16 protein-coding genes and 1 tRNA gene are annotated in these 15342 nt (G+C 52.0%); 10 read left to right on the plus strand and 7 right to left on the minus strand.

The window, feature by feature from the left end:
• Positions 1-45: 45 nt before the first annotated feature.
• Positions 46-606, plus strand: coding sequence for an aldolase (locus A3L02_RS07630; protein WP_088863351.1), 561 nt, complete (start codon positions 46-48; stop codon positions 604-606).
• A gap of 82 nt (positions 607-688) precedes the next feature.
• On the opposite strand, the gene A3L02_RS07635 is transcribed toward A3L02_RS07630, so the two are convergent.
• On the minus strand, positions 689-940 hold the full coding sequence (locus tag A3L02_RS07635; protein WP_054834044.1) for a UPF0147 family protein: 252 nt from the start codon (positions 938-940) through the stop codon (positions 689-691).
• Positions 941-1052: 112 nt separating this feature from the next.
• Entirely contained in the window at positions 1053-1580 is a 528-nt protein-coding gene (cobO, locus tag A3L02_RS07640) for a cob(I)yrinic acid a,c-diamide adenosyltransferase (protein ID WP_088863352.1), read from the minus strand.
• A 212-nt stretch (positions 1581-1792) separates the two neighbouring features.
• On the opposite strand from cobO, the gene A3L02_RS07645 reads away from it, so the two are divergent.
• The 8 genes from A3L02_RS07645 (at position 1793) to A3L02_RS07675 (ending at position 11307) form a co-directional block, all read left to right on the plus strand.
• Positions 1793-3658: an N-6 DNA methylase gene (locus tag A3L02_RS07645; protein WP_394335143.1), complete on the plus strand. Its 1866-nt coding sequence runs from the start codon at positions 1793-1795 to the stop codon at positions 3656-3658.
• Positions 3651-4928, plus strand: coding sequence for a restriction endonuclease subunit S (locus tag A3L02_RS07650; RefSeq protein WP_088863354.1), 1278 nt, complete (start codon positions 3651-3653; stop codon positions 4926-4928). Before A3L02_RS07645 ends, A3L02_RS07650 begins: the two co-directional genes overlap by 8 nt.
• 39 nt (positions 4929-4967) lie before the next feature.
• Entirely contained in the window at positions 4968-5570 is a 603-nt protein-coding gene (locus A3L02_RS07655) for a DUF3800 domain-containing protein (protein WP_088863355.1), read from the plus strand.
• Between the two features lie 206 nt (positions 5571-5776).
• Positions 5777-9088, plus strand: a complete 3312-nt coding sequence (locus A3L02_RS07660) for a type I restriction endonuclease subunit R (protein WP_088863356.1) — start codon at positions 5777-5779, stop codon at positions 9086-9088.
• A complete protein-coding gene (locus A3L02_RS07665; protein ID WP_088863357.1) occupies positions 9078-9392 on the plus strand; it encodes a M48 metallopeptidase family protein in 315 nt (104 codons plus the stop codon). Before A3L02_RS07660 ends, A3L02_RS07665 begins: the two co-directional genes overlap by 11 nt.
• Positions 9389-9631 carry a hypothetical protein gene (locus A3L02_RS10245; protein ID WP_157895755.1) on the plus strand — a complete coding sequence of 81 codons (243 nt, stop codon included), beginning with the start codon at positions 9389-9391 and terminating at the stop codon, positions 9629-9631. Before A3L02_RS07665 ends, A3L02_RS10245 begins: the two co-directional genes overlap by 4 nt.
• 111 nt (positions 9632-9742) lie before the next feature.
• Positions 9743-10174, plus strand: coding sequence for an EVE domain-containing protein (locus A3L02_RS07670; protein ID WP_088863358.1), 432 nt, complete (start codon positions 9743-9745; stop codon positions 10172-10174).
• 176 nt (positions 10175-10350) lie between these two features.
• Entirely contained in the window at positions 10351-11307 is a 957-nt protein-coding gene (locus A3L02_RS07675; protein WP_088863359.1) for a TRM11 family SAM-dependent methyltransferase, read from the plus strand.
• A 5-nt stretch (positions 11308-11312) separates the two neighbouring features.
• On the opposite strand, the gene A3L02_RS07680 is transcribed toward A3L02_RS07675, so the two are convergent.
• From A3L02_RS07680 to A3L02_RS07695, 4 genes are all read right to left on the minus strand, one after another.
• Positions 11313-11918: a hypothetical protein gene (locus A3L02_RS07680; RefSeq protein ID WP_054834033.1), complete on the minus strand. Its 606-nt coding sequence runs from the start codon at positions 11916-11918 to the stop codon at positions 11313-11315.
• A gap of 36 nt (positions 11919-11954) precedes the next feature.
• Positions 11955-12905, minus strand: coding sequence for a DNA adenine methylase (locus A3L02_RS07685; protein WP_088863360.1), 951 nt, complete (start codon positions 12903-12905; stop codon positions 11955-11957).
• Positions 12906-13005: 100 nt separating this feature from the next.
• Positions 13006-13455, minus strand: a complete 450-nt coding sequence (locus tag A3L02_RS07690) for a plasmid mobilization protein (protein ID WP_088863361.1) — start codon at positions 13453-13455, stop codon at positions 13006-13008.
• Positions 13456-13659: 204 nt separating this feature from the next.
• Positions 13660-13736 (minus strand) — tRNA-His (locus A3L02_RS07695).
• Positions 13737-13876: 140 nt separating this feature from the next.
• Between A3L02_RS07695 and taw3 the strand changes: the two genes are divergently transcribed.
• Positions 13877-14515 carry a tRNA(Phe) 7-((3-amino-3-carboxypropyl)-4-demethylwyosine(37)-N(4))-methyltransferase Taw3 gene (gene taw3, locus A3L02_RS07700; RefSeq protein ID WP_088863362.1) on the plus strand — a complete coding sequence of 213 codons (639 nt, stop codon included), beginning with the start codon at positions 13877-13879 and terminating at the stop codon, positions 14513-14515.
• Here taw3 and A3L02_RS07705 read toward each other — a convergent pair.
• On the minus strand, positions 14512-15261 hold the full coding sequence (locus A3L02_RS07705) for a lipoate--protein ligase family protein (RefSeq protein ID WP_088863363.1): 750 nt from the start codon (positions 15259-15261) through the stop codon (positions 14512-14514). The two genes, taw3 and A3L02_RS07705, sit on opposite strands and share 4 nt — an antisense overlap.
• Positions 15262-15342 lie beyond the last annotated feature (81 nt).

Here is a 15342-nt window from a genome sequence, read left to right on the forward strand (position 1 = left end):
GGACATCTTAAATACCCCCGGGGGAAGCCCTCCTTGGGTGATTCCATGAGCCGCATCCTGAAGTCCCAGCTGGTGAGGTACTCGAGAAGGGCCCACGAGCGCGGTCTCACCGCGGCCTTCGGCGGAAACCTCAGCGTCCGCTCCGGGAACCTCGTCTTCATAAAGGCCACCGGTGCCGTGATGGACGAGATGACGGCGGGGCAGGTTGCCGTGATCGACATGAACGGAAGGCAGATCTCCGGGGTGAGACCCTCATCCGAGTACAGGCTTCACTTGGAGGTTTACGGGGAGAGGGAAGACGTAAAGGCCATAGCGCACCTCCATCCGCCCTACTCCATAGCCGTTTCGGGGCTTGTGAAGGGTGAACTGCCCATATTAACGCCCGAAGCCGAGCTATACCTCGGAAGGATCCCGGTGGCGCCGTTCAGGCCCGCCGGAACCCGGGAGCTGGCGGACGTGGTGGCCGAAGCAATAAAGAACTCCGACGCGGCGATAATGGAGAGACACGGTATAGTGACCGTCGGAAGGAGCCTGAGGGAAGCCTTTTATAAGGCCGAGCTCGTGGAGGAGAGCGCGAAGCTCTGGTACCTGACGAGAAAAGAATAGCACCAACTGCCGGGAGGTTTTTATTTCCGTGGCACCGCCTTTCCCCTCAAACGCAGGGAAATGAGCGTAGAAAAGAAAACGCTCACTTTACCTGCTCGAGGGCACCGAGGACTTCCCAGATTATCGTCCTCGTGTGCATCGGCATGTTCGGGTCCTCGCTTACCTCCTCGAGGATGGCTATCGCGTCGGCCGCCCTCACGGCGGGCTCCCTGCTCTCGTCGAGGAGGGCCTCTATGGCCTGCTCCGCGGCGCGCCTTATGTTCCTTGGAACGACGGTGTCCTGGACGACCTGTTCCTTGAGAACCTGAACGATCTGGCCGATGAGCTCGCTCATTCCATCACCCCCTTTTCTAAAGAATTGTTACTAAAAACTTCCCGGGTTATCTTAAGCGTTCTTAACTAAAAAACTTTTCGGTCAACGTCGAAACTATGGGGGAAAGGAGATCTCAGAACTCGACGCCCCTCCTCGCGAGGATCCCGCGCCCGTAGGGGTGCTTCACCTCCCTCATCTCGGTTACGTAGTCCGCTAACTCGAACAGCCCCTCCGGGCAGTACCTCCCCGTCAGGACGAGCTCCGTGTGGGGGGCCCTGTTCTTTATCATCTCCTCAACCTCCCCAACGTCGAGCATCCCGAAGCCGAGGGCGACGCAGAGCTCGTCGAGGATCACCAGGTCCCACTCACCGCTTGAGACGACCTCCTTGGCCCGCTGGAGGGCCTTTTGAGCCGCCTCTATGTCGTCTGGTTCCGGCTTTCCGTGGACGAACTTGGGCAGGCCGAAGGACTCTATACGAGCTCCGCATTCCTCTATCTTCCTCTGCTCTCCGTAAACCCTTGGGGCCTTCATGAACTGGATTATCATGACCTTCCCGTCCGAGCCGAGCATCCTGACGGCCAGGCCGAGGGCGGCGGTCGTCTTCCCCTTCCCGTTTCCCGTGTAGATGTGAACGAGACCGAGTTTTTCCTTCCACGACATCGATTTCACCGGGTGGATATAATCGCCAGGGGTTTTAAGGGTGTTGGATGCTGAACAACCCGGTAAAGGGGACCCCAACGTTTATAGTGAGAATAGCACATGGTCAACGTTGAGTATTTTGGTCTTCCGGGGAGCTTGATAAGTCAAATCAATTTAACTTATTATTTAAGCCAACTTAATCGAAACTTTTTTAAGCTGGTGGGTGTAGTAACATGCAGGTGTTTCACATGGCGAGGTCCAAGTCCAAACCCAAGAACGGTGCCGACGAGTGGGCGATTCTCGAAAAGCTCCAGCCCTGGGTCGTGAGGAGGTACTTCCTGATAAAGGAGCACTTCAGGGATAGGGAATTCACCCCCGAGGACGTTGAAAAGCTCTTCGAGATGAAAAGGAAAGAACTCCAGGAGAAAACCGGTAAAGACGAGCCGGAGTTCACGACCAAGAACGTCGGCGAAGTTCTCTCGATCCTGAGAAAGGCCGGACTGCTAAGGGCCAGGAAGGACGTTTACGATTTCAGGAAGACCTATTACAGCCTCACCTTCCCGGGCGAGACGAAGGTAACCCGCGACAGGCTGATATCCCTCCTCAAGGCGGCGGCGGACCAGATAAGGGGAGGCCTCGACTACAAGGCACTGCTCGTTTTCCTCTTCTACAAGGCCATAAGCGACCGCTGGATGAAGAGGGCCCAGAACCTGATCAAGGAGGGGAAACCGCAGATTCAGGCTTACCTCCTGACGAACAAGGGTTACTACAGGCTCTTCGATGAGGAGAGCGGGAGGCTCTACACCTGGCACGAGGTCGTCAAGAGCAGGGAGAGCATCAAGGAGCTGGCGAACGCCCTGATAAAGATCTCCGAAATGAACGAGGAGCTCTCCGATCTGAAGAAGCTCGTCGAGGTTCTCGGTCTTATCGGCTTCATCAAGGAGGACAACCTCCACAAGCTCGAGGAGATCGTTAGGATATTCAACCGCGTCGATTTCGCCGAGTTCGACAGCGACATCCTCGGCGACGCGTACGAGTGGATCCTCTCCTACTTCGCCCCCCAGAAGGCCAAGGAGGGGGAGGTTTACACGCCGAGGGAGGTCATAAGGCTCCTCGTCGAGCTCCTCGACATCGAGGATGAGAGCGACGTCCTCGACCCGGCGAGCGGCTCCGGTGGAATGCTGATCGAGGCCTACCGCTACGTCAGGGAGAAGGTGAAGAAGGAGGATCCCGGAGCAGAGCCCGCGATAATGCTCTACGGTCAGGAGATAAACGAGACCACCGCGGCGCTCTCGAAGCTCAACCTCATCCTCCACGGCATCCAGGAGTTCGAGATATTCGAGGGTGCCGACAGCCTCGTTAACCCGCGGTGGGAGGAAGAACTCAGGAGGAACGGCGTCGAGGACGGGAAGGCCGATTACGTCATCGCGAACCCGCCGTGGAACCAGGACGGCTACGACGAGGCGAGGCTGAGCGACAGAAGGATAAAGCACATCTACAGGTACGGTTACACGTCGAAACAGTCGGCGGACTGGGCGTGGGTTCAGCTGATGCTCCACTACGCGAGGAGGAAGGTCGGGGTCGTGCTCGACAGCGGGGCCCTCTTCAGGGGTGGGGCCGAGAAGGCCATAAGGCAGGGAATAGTTGAGGACGACCTCATCGAGGCGGTGGTTCTGCTCCCCGAGAAGCTCTTCTACAACACCGGCGCGCCGGGGATAATCATGGTGCTCAACCCCAACAAGCCCGGGGAGAGGAGGGGGAAGGTGATCTTCATCAACGCATCGAGGGAGTTCAGGAGGCACCCGGACGTCAGGAGGCTTAACCAGCTGGCCCCCGAGCACATCGAGAAGATAGTGACGGCCTTCAGAGGGTTCAGGGAGGTGGATGGCTTCTCGAGGGTCGTGGGGCTCGACGAGATACGGAAGAACGATTACAACCTGAACGTCTCGCTGTACGTCTTTCCGGAGGAGGAGGGAGAGCACATCGACCTGAGGAAGGAGTTCGAGGAGTTCAGGAAGGTCGAGGAGAGGGAGAGGGAGCTGGTCGGGAAGGCGAAGGTCTACATCGAGGGCATAATAAGGGTGATGGGCGATGAGTGAGCTCGAGTTCTACAGGGAGACGAGGTTTAAGGACACCGAGATCGGGAGAGTTCCGGAGGATTGGGAGGTTGTTGAGCTTGGAGAGGTATGCAAGAAAATAACAGATGGTACTCATAAAACACCTAAATATGTCGATAAGGGGATTCCATTTATTTCTACGCAAAATATCGTACCATTCAGGCCAGGTTTTGATTTTTCCCAATATAAAAAGTATATTTCCTTGGAAGAGCATAGAGAACTAATAAAGAGATGTAAACCCGAGAAGGGAGATATTTTAATTTCGAAGTGTGGTACTATCGGTAGAACTAAATTAATTGATGTAGATTACGAATTTAGTATTTTTGTAGGTCTTGCATTATTAAAATTAAAAAAAGACCGTGTCTCAGGAGAGTTCCTTGAGCAGCTTTTAAATTTTGAACCGTATATTAGAAGAATGGAAATAGCGTCCCCAGGTGCAACAAGAAAGACTTTAACTATCAATGCGATTAAGAAATTCAAAATCTCCCTTCCTCCTCTCCCCGAACAGCAGAAGATCGCCGAGATCCTCCGCTCCATCGACGAGGCGATTGGAGCGGTTGAGGATAGCATTACAAAGCTCGAACGTCTCAGGAAGGGCGCGATGGAGCACCTGCTCACGAGGGGGGTAAACCACACCCGGTTTAAGGAGGTTGAGCTGAACGGGCGGAGGGTGAAGATCCCGGCGGAGTGGGAGGTTGTTGAGCTCGGAAAAAAAGAATATTTTGAGGTAGTTATGGGGCAGTCTCCACCTTCCTCTACATATAACCAAAAGGGCGAAGGATTGCCTTTTTTACAGGGAAGTGCAGAGTTTGGAAGGTTATATCCAACGCCGCTTTTATATACCACCCAGCCAAAGAAGATAGCCAACAAAAATGACATACTAATATCGGTCAGAGCACCCGTGGGGGATGTGAATATTGCACCATTCAAGCTTTGTATCGGAAGGGGGCTAGCTGCGATTAGGCCAAATCTAAGAAAAATTGACTATATGTACCTATTTTATTACTTAGCATTCGCAAAGCCGATAATGGAGAAGCTTGGGGGTGGATCCACATTTAAGGGCATAACTAAAAAAGCCCTTCAGAATTTTGAAATCCCGCTCCCACCGCTCCCCGAACAGCAGAAGATCGCCGAGATCCTCCGCTCCATCGACGAGGCCATCGAGGCCAAGCGCATGAAGAAGGCGGGGCTCGAGCGCATGAAGAAGGCGGTCATGGAGAAGCTCCTGACGGGGGAGGTCAGAGTCCGATGAGGTTTTAAACCCTCGCCCTTTTTCCCGGGGGTTAAGCAAATGACGGTAACCCAAGCTTTTGTGGACGAGAGCGGTGACCTCGGAGGCAGTAAGAGCAAAAAGAGGTACTTTACACTCGCCGCCGTGCTCTGCAATGAGAATGCAATTGAAACCCGGATACGGAGGATATCCCAAACGTTCGCTCTTCCCGAACTTAAGTTCAGTGATCTATCGTACGATGAAAAAGTTGGGGCCACAGAATTGCTCTCTTCACTGGAATTCAGTGTCGCGTACGTTGTTCTTTCAAAGAACGACGGAGGTTTACAGGTATGGCTGGACAAGAGCAAGCACAACAAGAGTTTGGCGGCCATAAAGCTTTATGGAGCTTTAGTTTCGGGTTTACGTCCCTATCTACCCCGGATGGCCATTGTGGTGGACAGGAATCAATATTCTGGGCCGGTCTCTAAGTCACTTGTAAAGAAGTATTCAGTCAATGTTATTCCAGATGATTCGCAGAAACGGGCTGGCCTCCAGCTTGCGGATGCAATGGCCAACATCGTTTACCTCCACTATCAACATAAAAACGGGGAGCTAATTGGAATGATACGGGATAAAATTATCTTTGAGAGACTAATCAACGAGAAGAGTCTTAGAAAGTTGTAACGAGTCGGGTGGCTAGTCCCCTTCCGGGCGACCCCCACCCTCATTTCTCTATTATAAATTTAAAGTTTAAACTTATTAACCTTTCGGTGTCTCAAAAACTCAAACGTTTTTATAAAATCGTTCGGAATTTTGAGACTTTCCAGTCCCCGCGTTTTAATTAAGTTTATTAATTACGCCGGTGACCATTAGGGGTAGGGGTGAGATGTATGGCGCTGATACCCGAGGGGGTCGTTCACGGTGAGATTAAGGATAACCTCCTCCGCATCGGATGGGAGGACGGCAACGAGAGGTTCAACATAGAGGAGCATAAGATGGTCTCCGATTACAGCGGGCTTGAGGGTTCCCTCGGCGGTTTCGTTCTCTGGAACATCCTTGAGGGTAAGATCCGGGAGCTTAACGGCTCCTTCTTCGCCAACCTGACGGAGGAGGAAGAGGAGAAGGTCTGGGAGGAGATAAGGAGAAAGCTCGAATCCGCGGGGGAGGTTGAGACCCTCGAGTACCTCAAGTACGGCCTTTCCCTCACCTCCCTCGGGAGGTACGACAGGGTTAAGCTCATCGATTATGATAATCCTACTAATAACATCTTTTTCTTCCTCCACGAGGCGAAGTTTCCGGGCTCTCCGGACAACATAAAGCCCGACTTCACCCTCTTCATCAACGGGGTTCCTGTCGTTATAATCGAGGCCAAGGCCAGGGGGATAATCGAGCTTGAGGACGTTGACTGGAGGAGGTGGTCGAAGGTTCAGGGCACAGAGGAGGAGGCCCTCGCCCAGATACGGAGGTACGAGAGGTACTCAAAGCCCCTCTTCCGCTTCGTCCAGTTCGGGGTCGCCTACGGGGACAAACAGCTTTACACCCCTACGATGCCTTCCGGCGGAAGCGCCCCCGCCTTCGAGTGGAGGTACCCCGACGAGGAGAAACCCGACGTCTTCGATCTCCTCAAACCCGAGCGGCTCCTCGACGTGCTGAGGTACTACACCTTCTTCTTCAGGAGGAACGGGAGGGGCGCAAAGAGGATCAAGGTCATCGCGCGCTGGAACCAGTACAGGGCAACGAAGAGGATCATCGGGAGGATCGAGGAGTACCTCTCGATGGAGGGTGAGAAGAGGAACGGCCTCGTGTGGCAGTGGCAGGGAAGCGGAAAGACCTTCATAATGTTCTTCGTGGCAAACTGGTTCCTCAACAGGTACAAGGGCAGAAACCCGGTTACCTTCTTCGTCGTTGACAGGACGGACCTCAAGACCCAGCACTCGGGCGTTTTTGAGTCCGTCGAGGACAGGGAATTCAGGGAGCACTTCGACGTCGTAAAGAACATCTCCGAGCTGAGGAAGCGCATCGAGGAGATGATGAAGAGCGAGGAAACCGGAAGGGTCATCCCCACCGGGATCCACATAACCACGATTCAGAAGTTCCAGTACGGAAAGTTCAGGGACCTCGTGAGGGTGAAGAAGTCCAGGGACGGTGAAAAGTTCGAGGCGGAGAGGGCTGTTAAAAAACCTGAGGTTCTTTTCCTGATCGACGAGGCCCACCGCACCCAGTACGGTCGGCTCGCCTCCGTGATGAGGGCCCTTTTCCCGCGGGCGATGTTCTTCGGCTTCACAGGGACGCCGATATTCCAGAGGAGCAGGAACACGTTCCAGGAGTTCGCCTATCCCGAGGATGGGGAGTACTTCCTCGACGTTTACTTCATAAGTGATTCAATTAGGGATGGCTTCACCCTCGATATAACCCACGAGGTCGTTGAGGAAGAAAGTGTCTCAATCGCCCTCGACGAGAACAAGCTCAAGGCCTTTATCGAGGCCTACCAGCTAAACGACCCGGAGGAAGTCGAGGCATTTCTCATGGGGCGGAGAAAGAGCCTGAAGATGAGCTCGAGGGAACTCGCAGAGGAGCTCAGGAAGTCGAGGGTATTCCTCGAGAGCCCGAAGGAAATCGAGCGCTTCGCGGAGTACATCGCCAAACGGATTTACGACGACACGATGGGGTTCCAGTTCAAGGCGATGGTCGTTGCAGTAAACCGGGAGGCCTGCGTTCACTTCAAGCGGGCCCTTGATAAAGCGTTTAGGGAGTACTTCTGCTCTAAAGTCGAGGAACTCGAGGACGGGGGCAAAGTTGAGGTCGCCGAGCACTTCCGGGAGCTCTGCCGGAACGCCGAAAGGCTTTCCGAGGTTGTGATGACCTACCAGCACAACGAGAAGAGCGAGGTCATCGAGGAGTTCAAAGCACAGCTGAAGTCGAGAAGGGAGTTCCAGAAAAAGGATTACGACACCATCAACAAACTCATCGTGGAGATGTTCCAGGAGGAGGCTTACCCCAAGGTACTTATCGTCACCGACATGCTTCTCACGGGTTTCGACGCCCCGATCCTGAGGGTGATGTACCTTTACAAGCCGATATTTGGGCACAGACTCCTCCAGGCCGTGACGAGGGTTAACAGACCCTACCCGAACAAGGAGACCGGGCTCGTCGTTGATGGCGTCGGCCTTCTGCCGGCCGTTATCAGGGTGAAAGGTATCTACGAGATGCTGGCTAAGCAGGATCCCAAGGTGCTCGAGGACTTCCGGAGAAACTTCGCGAAGAGCATCGGGGAGAGGGTGAAGGAGTTCGAGGATAAACTCCAGCGGGTTAAGGAAGAGCTTTCCGGAGTTGGGATAGAGGTTGACATCATCAAGGCCTTCAGAAAGCAGGGGAGATGGAAGGAGCTCGAGGCGGAGATGGATCGGGTTAAGAACGTGCTCGCACCGATTGCTCTCTACTTTAAGGGCAACGAGCCGAGGGCGGTGAAGCTTTTCAACAACCTCCGCGAGGTCGTTTCTATGTACCGTTCCCTCGGGGCGCATCCTGCGAGGCTGGCCTACATGGACGACATGATGGCCGTTGGGGCCGTTTACTCCGCATTCGTTAGACTGATCGGCTTCACCGGAAAGGAGAGCAAGTTCTGGGACGACCTGCTTCGCTTCGTGCACGAGAACATGGAAGTCGGCCCGATGAGGGAGCTCGTCAGGGTGAGGCTCGGCGAACTCTCGGGGAGCGAAGCGTCTTTCGAGACGGTCGCACGCTTTTACAGGCTGTACTATCAAGCGGAGGACAACGCCCACGATCCGGTTTACAGGGCGATCCTTGAGAGGCTCAACCGTCTCCTTGAGCAGTGGCTCAACAGGAACATAGACCTCAAGGAACTCAAAAGGCAGGTTTCCCTACTCGAAAAGCAGGCCGATGAATACGAGAAGAAGAAAGCGGGCAGGACGTGGCAGGAGTCGCTCGTCGAGTCGGTTAAGTTCTACGCGGTGAATTACCTGGGCCTCGGGGGTGTTGAACTCCGGAGGTTCAAAAAAGAGCTCAGAAGGCTCAAAAAATTGAACCCAAAAGCCGTTAAGAGGCTCTCAATGGCACTTTTAGCTGACATTATGGACGTCATGAGCGCTGAAAACCTGGAGAAGTATCGTGAGCTTTCAAAGGAGGTCGACAGGCTCGTGGAGGAGTCGATTATCCCGGAGGTGCGCAGACATGTTAGATGAACTGCTTGAGCGGGCAAAAAACCTCCTGGATTGCCAGAGACCGGTGAAGGTTAAGGTCAGGCCTCTGAAGACCTCCATCGCCCGGGTTTCATTCAGATACGGCACTATTACCCTCGACCCTTCCGTTTTGGAACTGGGAGACGAGGAGGTACTCTACGTGCTCGTCCATGAGCTCGCCCATCTCAAAGCCGGGACGACTTACCACTCTTCCGCTTTCTGGATGGAAGTTAAGAGGGCGTTCCCTGAGAAAAAAGCCCGGGAGCTGGAGGACAATATTATGGTAAAGCTTCAGGGGCGAACGTGAGGATTTTCAGCACGTACCTGATGGATAGATTCCCCAAGCGATACAAAAGCCCAAAACCTGTCGTTTCTAACAAGACAGGGAAAGCTGGTAGAATCAGATTCAAACTTGGTCCCAAGGAATACAAAATTACCGCTGAAAAATGTTCGTTTCCGATGTGCTGGAAGGGGGAAGCAAGAGGAAAGGTTGTAGTCAACTCGACAACTCGTGTAAAACTCAACGTGTCGGTTGATTATGGTTGAGACGATAATGCTCTTGTTGATCATTGTCTCTATTGGGGGCATTATAGTTGCAGTGTTGTATCTCGCAAAAGCTATTTACATTAAAGTAACTAAATGGAAATGGTGATTTCAATGAGGTACTGGCTCTGCATAACCAACCGCGACAACTGGAAAGTTATAAAAGAGAAGAACGTCTGGGGCGTGCCGAAGAGGCACAGGAACACCATCGCCAGGGTAAAGCCCGGCGACAGACTCATCATCTACGTCAAACAGGAGAGGAAGGATAAGCAAATCCTCGAGCCGAAGATCGTTGGAATCTTCGAGGTCGTGGGCGAGCCCTACACCGACTCCACGAAGATCTTCAAGAGCCCGCCGCACCTCAACGAGACCTATCCACTGAGGGTGAGGATAAAGCCCGTAAAGCTCGGCGAGCTCGAGTTTAAGCCTTTGATTCCAAAGCTCAGCTTCATCACCAACAAGAAGCGCTGGAGCGGGCATCTGATGGGCAAGGCGATGAGGGAGATACCCGAGGAGGACTACAGGCTGATCGAGGGCCTGCTTTGATTTTATCCGTTCCCCTTCTTTGATCTGAGCACATCCCGCCACCGAAGTGAAGGCCCCATCACCGGTGAAGGGGCATCACCCATCACTTCGAACACCCCGTTCACCACAGAATCAAAGAGGGGGCTAGATGAAAGTTATAAGAAACTTAAGCAAACTATAGCAATGGAGGAACAAATATGAGGGAAGTTCCGTTTGAGGAGTACCTTGAATTCATAAAAGAGCACGATCATGTAATTATCGGAAACCAAAAGATAGAGATTGGAAGGCCCATTCTGATTAAAACTTTCCAACCGCAGAATTTCAAGCTCGAAACCACAACCGTATGGAGCTTTCCAGACCGGGGGAAATGGGCAACTCATCATGCAAACGCAAAATACAGGGGAAACTGGGCGCCTCAGGTTCCACGAAACTTGATCCTGCAGTATACAAAACCGGGAGATACCGTTTTGGATGCGTTTCTTGGAAGCGGGACAACGCTGATAGAATGCAAACTGCTTGGAAGGCACGGGATCGGGGTCGATATAAACTATGAGGCCCTAATGGTGGCGTGGGACAGGTTAAACTTTGAGTACGACCCGCGTAAAGAGGCGCAACCCACGCTAAGCTCTTATCTTGGAATGAAGGAGAACGTTGAATGGGTGGAGCCCCAAATTCGCCTTTACCATGGAGATGCAAGAAACTTGGACGAACTTGAAGATGAGAGCATAGATCTGATAGCCACTCACCCGCCCTACGCTGGAATTATCGGATATACAAAAAAAGCGGGCTCTCCGGTTGACGGAGATCTATCAAATGTTAAGTCAATTAATGACTTCGTATTGGAAATGAAAAAAGCCGCTGAAGAATTTTATAGAGTATTAAAACCCGGAAAATACGCGGCTATTCTAATGGGGGACACAAGGCGGCACCGGCATTATGTGCCCATAGCGTTTAGGGTCATGAAAGCGTTTTTGGAAGCGGGGTTTATACTAAAAGAGGACATCATAAAGGTCCAGCATCATATGCGGGGAACTGAACCGTGGAAAACCAGAAAGAGGGACTTCTATCTAATCTCCCATGAGCATCTATTCGTATTCAGAAAGCCGGAGAAAGGAGAGAGGCTCCAAAAATTCCAGGAAAGTAGGGTAGTCTAACCCTTTCAAAGCTCAAAAAGGGAAACACCGTATTTTTCGGGTGCTGGCCTATTTCGAACGGCTGTTGTTATTATCCTGTCAATATCACCATATTCACTCTGTGCGATCCATCGTATAAACCTCATGAGGAACTCCCTCGGTGGGTCAAGTTTGCTCTCTTTGCATCCTCTGTCGCTATAATTCCAGTCCTGCTCGGCCATTAGCAGTGAGCCATAGAAAATCGTTATATCAGAGGGATCGAGTTCCATAGGAAATGTTATGCCTTTTATATCTTCTACAACTTTATTTATGTCCTCGCCATGATTGATGCGTTCAAATGCCAGAAATATAGAGTTTGCCTGCTCTTCGTCGCTTATCCGCTTGAGATACAGATCAAAGAACAACCGGACGTGCGTCGGAGCAAATTCCTTCTTTCCTTCCGGTTGAAGAACGACCTTGAAATCTCCTGGACATATCCTGTCCGTTCTGACGATGTAAACTTTGGTTCCGTTAGACCCGGAGTAGAGCAGAGCCCGTCCTCCTTCTCCGAGAACCCTGCGCCCTCTTTTGGTCTCCTTTATCTCTGCAGGTCTCAGGTCCTGAACTATTTCAAAAACGTCGTCTACCCTCACGAACGTCACCAAGTGTTAAAAAGAAGACAGAACTTTTTAAATAGATCGTTCTACAACGGTTAAATACTCAACAAGAGATCTGGAAGTCACCGAAGTCCTTGATCCACCGTTTTTAACGAGGAGCTTTGCCCTTTCTCTGCCTACCCTCAATTCCTGAGGGACGTTTGTAACGAGCATTTCGGGAACTTCCCCCCTGCGATCGGCTTTTGAGTTTATTGGCCTCTTTGCGTAGATTTTGAGTATCTCAAGTCCATCTATTCCCTCATACAGCTCACGAACGGGCTTTACATAGGAGTTGCTCAAAATAAAGTAAACTCCTCTCTCATGAAGTTCAAGGCAAACATCCCTAAGGCGTTTCTGATCTTCTTTGCTGAAATCTTCCTTCGAATAGCTGGTAAAACTGGCCGTCTCTGAAACTGGGTGATACGGGGGATCAAAATAAACCAAATCTCCGGGCCCGGCGGCTCTCAGGATGTAAGTGAAGTCTTCGTTGTAAATGTCCAGTTTCTTTAAGACTCCACTGGCTTTTCTTAGTCTCTCCTCATCCACTATCCTGGGGTTCTTGTATTTACCAAACGGAACGTTGAACTCGCCATTTCTATTCTCGCGGTATAACCCATTGAAGGCGGTTTTGTTTAAGTACAAAAGCAGGCTTGCGAGCCTGATGTTCGGAATCTTAAACCCCGTTCTAACTATCTCGTTGAATTCCGCACGGGCCTTATAGAAGTACTCCTTCTCATTTTTGTGCTCCTCTGCATCTTCAATTAGTTCGTCAACGTGATCCCTAACAACGACGTAGAAGTTTACGAGCTTGGGATTTATGTCGTTTATAGTCCCCTTATCCGGTTCCATCCAGAAAGTAACCGCGCCACCCCCAAAAAACGGCTCGTGGAACGTCCTACTTTTAAAGTCCTTTGGCATTAACGCAACTATCTCATGAAGGATCTGCCTTTTCCCTCCAGCCCATTTAAGGATAGGTTCCGCCATCGATTGCCTCCTCCCAGCTGTTATTTAGATTACTCCCTAATAAGACATTCGATAAGATTACGTGCAACACAAATATAAAATTTTTGGTGCAACATAATATTCATAATTTGTACTCAAGACCCAGCCTTTTCCTAATGTAGTTTGATATGTCCAATCCTTCCCTCTGTGCCTGTTTGGAAACAATCTCATACTCCTCTTCGGTAACGCGTATGGACAACCATTTATTTCGCTTGTAGTTATAGCCCAACTCTCTGGCTTCAATTTTCCATATTTCTTTGAGAGCCCTGGCTTTTTTCTTAAGTAGTCTTGTGTTATTTAACCCTGAAAATTCTCTAACAAGAATTTTCTCGAAATCAGAAGCTACCTGAGAATCACCTTTAGAATACTTGGAGAACTCCCTTAGGGCCAGATCAACAACTGTGGTGACGTTCAAAATTTCATTGGATTCCAAAATAGCCTCAAACGCTCTAATTCCCGCAATAGGAATTTTAAGTTTACGAGTGGCAGGAGCTTGTATTTCCATGAGCCTATTTATCACTCGCTCGAACATGGATTCCACCAAATACAGCGTGATACTAAGGGAATTTAAAGGTTAACATCAACTAGAAAAGTGGGTAAGTTGGTGAAAGCTTCAATTCAAACAGATGCCTCGACCACCGAAGTGAAGGCCCCATCACCGGTGAAGGGGCATCACTTAGGGCATCGGCCTTTTAAAAGGCTGGCGAAAAGCTTGTGATTCTCCAAAAGTTCGTTATGGGGCCAGGGCCGGGATTTGAACCCGGGCTAGGGGATCCACAGTCCCCTGTGCTAACCAGGCTACACCACCCTGGCCATTTCCAGATAGACCTTTTGGGTTAGCTTTATAAAGTTTTCGACGGAGAGGCGTGAAAGAGGGAGCTGAGACCTTTTACATCCCACAACGGGAAGCTGGGGAAAGATTCAGGCAATAAAATGGTTATGGGGGTCCGGATATGAAAGCGAAGCGCGAAGCCCTTCACAGTCTCTTCACCGCCATGAGGGAAGACAAAGTTGACGGCGACATAATCGGCCTCCTACTGCTCATCAACTCGATTAAAGGCGTCTATACGACCAGCTCGTGCTCCGGAAGGATAGGGATCATCGAGGAGCCGGCCCTGGGAGCGAAGCCACTGAGCAGGTGGCTCGTAAAGGTGCACAGGCCGATCGAGTTCGGGGAAGCGAGGGAGTCCCTAAGGAAGGCGGAGAGGGGCCTGATATTCCTCAAGAGCCAGCCACCCATCTTTCACGTCGTCGCAGAGGACCTGCAAAAAGCCAAAATGCTCCACGAACTCGGTCTCGCCAGCGGCTTCAAGTACACGACCTTCAAGGTCATCTCCAACCGCTACCTCGTCGAGATAAACGCCACGGAGTACCTCACCGTCCCCCTCGGAAGGGACGGGGAGATCCTCGTGAGTGAGGATTACCTCCGCTTCGCCATCGACGTGGGCAACTCCATGCTGAAGCGCTCGAAAGGAAGACTATCACGTCTCGAGGAGAACTTCAGGAGACTGAGGGAAGAGCTCGGCGAGGACGAGCTGTTCCACGAGATGGTGGAGAAGTTTGAAATAGGGAAAAATTGGAGGTTACCTTAGCGCATCTCATTCCACTCGGGGTTCCCGTACTTCTCCTCCACCAGCCTCTCCGCGAGTTCGAGCTCGTAGTCGGTCAGTTCCCCCTCCTCGGGCCCGAAGGCGGCGGAGAACTTCTCCTTCAACAGTTCGTAGGCCTCCCAGCGGTTCATCTTTATCCCCTCGCGCTCCAGCGTCGTGACCCTCTCCCAGATGCTCGAGACCCCCTTGTCCGAGAGCTTCGCCTTCGATACCCTGAGAACCCTCGCGAGTACCTCGAGACGGGTGGAGTACATGAACGTGCCGTGCTGTAAAATGACCCCCTTCCTCCTCGTCTGGGCGGAGCCGCTTATCTTTTTGCCGTTGGCGACGATGTCGTTCAGGCCGGAGAAGCCGGCGTCGAGACCGAGCTCCTCGAGGGCGTCGACGAGCGGGCCGGCTAAGTATCGGTAGCTCTCCTCGACGTTCCTCAGGGCCGGGTGGTAGTCCTCGCCTATGACTACGGAGTAAGTTATCTCCCCGAACTCGTCGTGGAAGACGCTCCCGCCTCCGGTTATTCTCCTGACGACGGGAATTCCAAGCCTCCTTGCTTCCTCGAGATTGACGTCGTGTCTGACGCTCTGGAACCTTCCGATGGTTATCGAGCTCGGTGAAAAGGCGTAGAGCCTGACCGTGTCGGGAACCCTGCCCTCCATCCTGGCCCGGAGTATGGCCTCGTCTATGGCCATCTGAAGCTCGGGTTTTGCGACTACGAGCGGGATGAACCTCATGCAATCACCAGGGTTAAAAGGGTGAGGACGTTTTTAAGTCCAGCGATGATGAGGCCCAAGCCCTTCCGAGGGGTGAGGAGA

This window comes from Thermococcus celer Vu 13 = JCM 8558 (assembly GCF_002214365.1).
GTDB classification, from domain to species: Archaea; Methanobacteriota_B; Thermococci; order Thermococcales; family Thermococcaceae; genus Thermococcus; species Thermococcus celer.

Excerpts from the sequence above, each read along its gene's own strand:
- A3L02_RS07630 (WP_088863351.1), top strand. The coding sequence starts at position 46 with ATGAGCCGCATCCTGAAGTCCCAGCTGGTGAGGTACTCGAGAAGGGCC.
- A3L02_RS07635 (WP_054834044.1), bottom strand. The coding sequence starts at position 940 with ATGAGCGAGCTCATCGGCCAGATCGTTCAGGTTCTCAAGGAACAGGTC.
- cobO (WP_088863352.1), bottom strand. The coding sequence starts at position 1,580 with ATGTCGTGGAAGGAAAAACTCGGTCTCGTTCACATCTACACGGGAAAC.
- A3L02_RS07645 (WP_394335143.1), top strand. The coding sequence starts at position 1,793 with ATGCAGGTGTTTCACATGGCGAGGTCCAAGTCCAAACCCAAGAACGGT.
- A3L02_RS07650 (WP_088863354.1), top strand. The coding sequence starts at position 3,651 with ATGAGTGAGCTCGAGTTCTACAGGGAGACGAGGTTTAAGGACACCGAG.
- A3L02_RS07655 (WP_088863355.1), top strand. The coding sequence starts at position 4,968 with ATGACGGTAACCCAAGCTTTTGTGGACGAGAGCGGTGACCTCGGAGGC.
- A3L02_RS07660 (WP_088863356.1), top strand. The coding sequence starts at position 5,777 with ATGGCGCTGATACCCGAGGGGGTCGTTCACGGTGAGATTAAGGATAAC.
- A3L02_RS07665 (WP_088863357.1), top strand. The coding sequence starts at position 9,078 with ATGTTAGATGAACTGCTTGAGCGGGCAAAAAACCTCCTGGATTGCCAG.
- A3L02_RS07670 (WP_088863358.1), top strand. The coding sequence starts at position 9,743 with ATGAGGTACTGGCTCTGCATAACCAACCGCGACAACTGGAAAGTTATA.
- A3L02_RS07675 (WP_088863359.1), top strand. The coding sequence starts at position 10,351 with ATGAGGGAAGTTCCGTTTGAGGAGTACCTTGAATTCATAAAAGAGCAC.
- A3L02_RS07685 (WP_088863360.1), bottom strand. The coding sequence starts at position 12,905 with ATGGCGGAACCTATCCTTAAATGGGCTGGAGGGAAAAGGCAGATCCTT.
- A3L02_RS07690 (WP_088863361.1), bottom strand. The coding sequence starts at position 13,455 with ATGTTCGAGCGAGTGATAAATAGGCTCATGGAAATACAAGCTCCTGCC.
- taw3 (WP_088863362.1), top strand. The coding sequence starts at position 13,877 with ATGAAAGCGAAGCGCGAAGCCCTTCACAGTCTCTTCACCGCCATGAGG.
- A3L02_RS07705 (WP_088863363.1), bottom strand. The coding sequence starts at position 15,261 with ATGAGGTTCATCCCGCTCGTAGTCGCAAAACCCGAGCTTCAGATGGCC.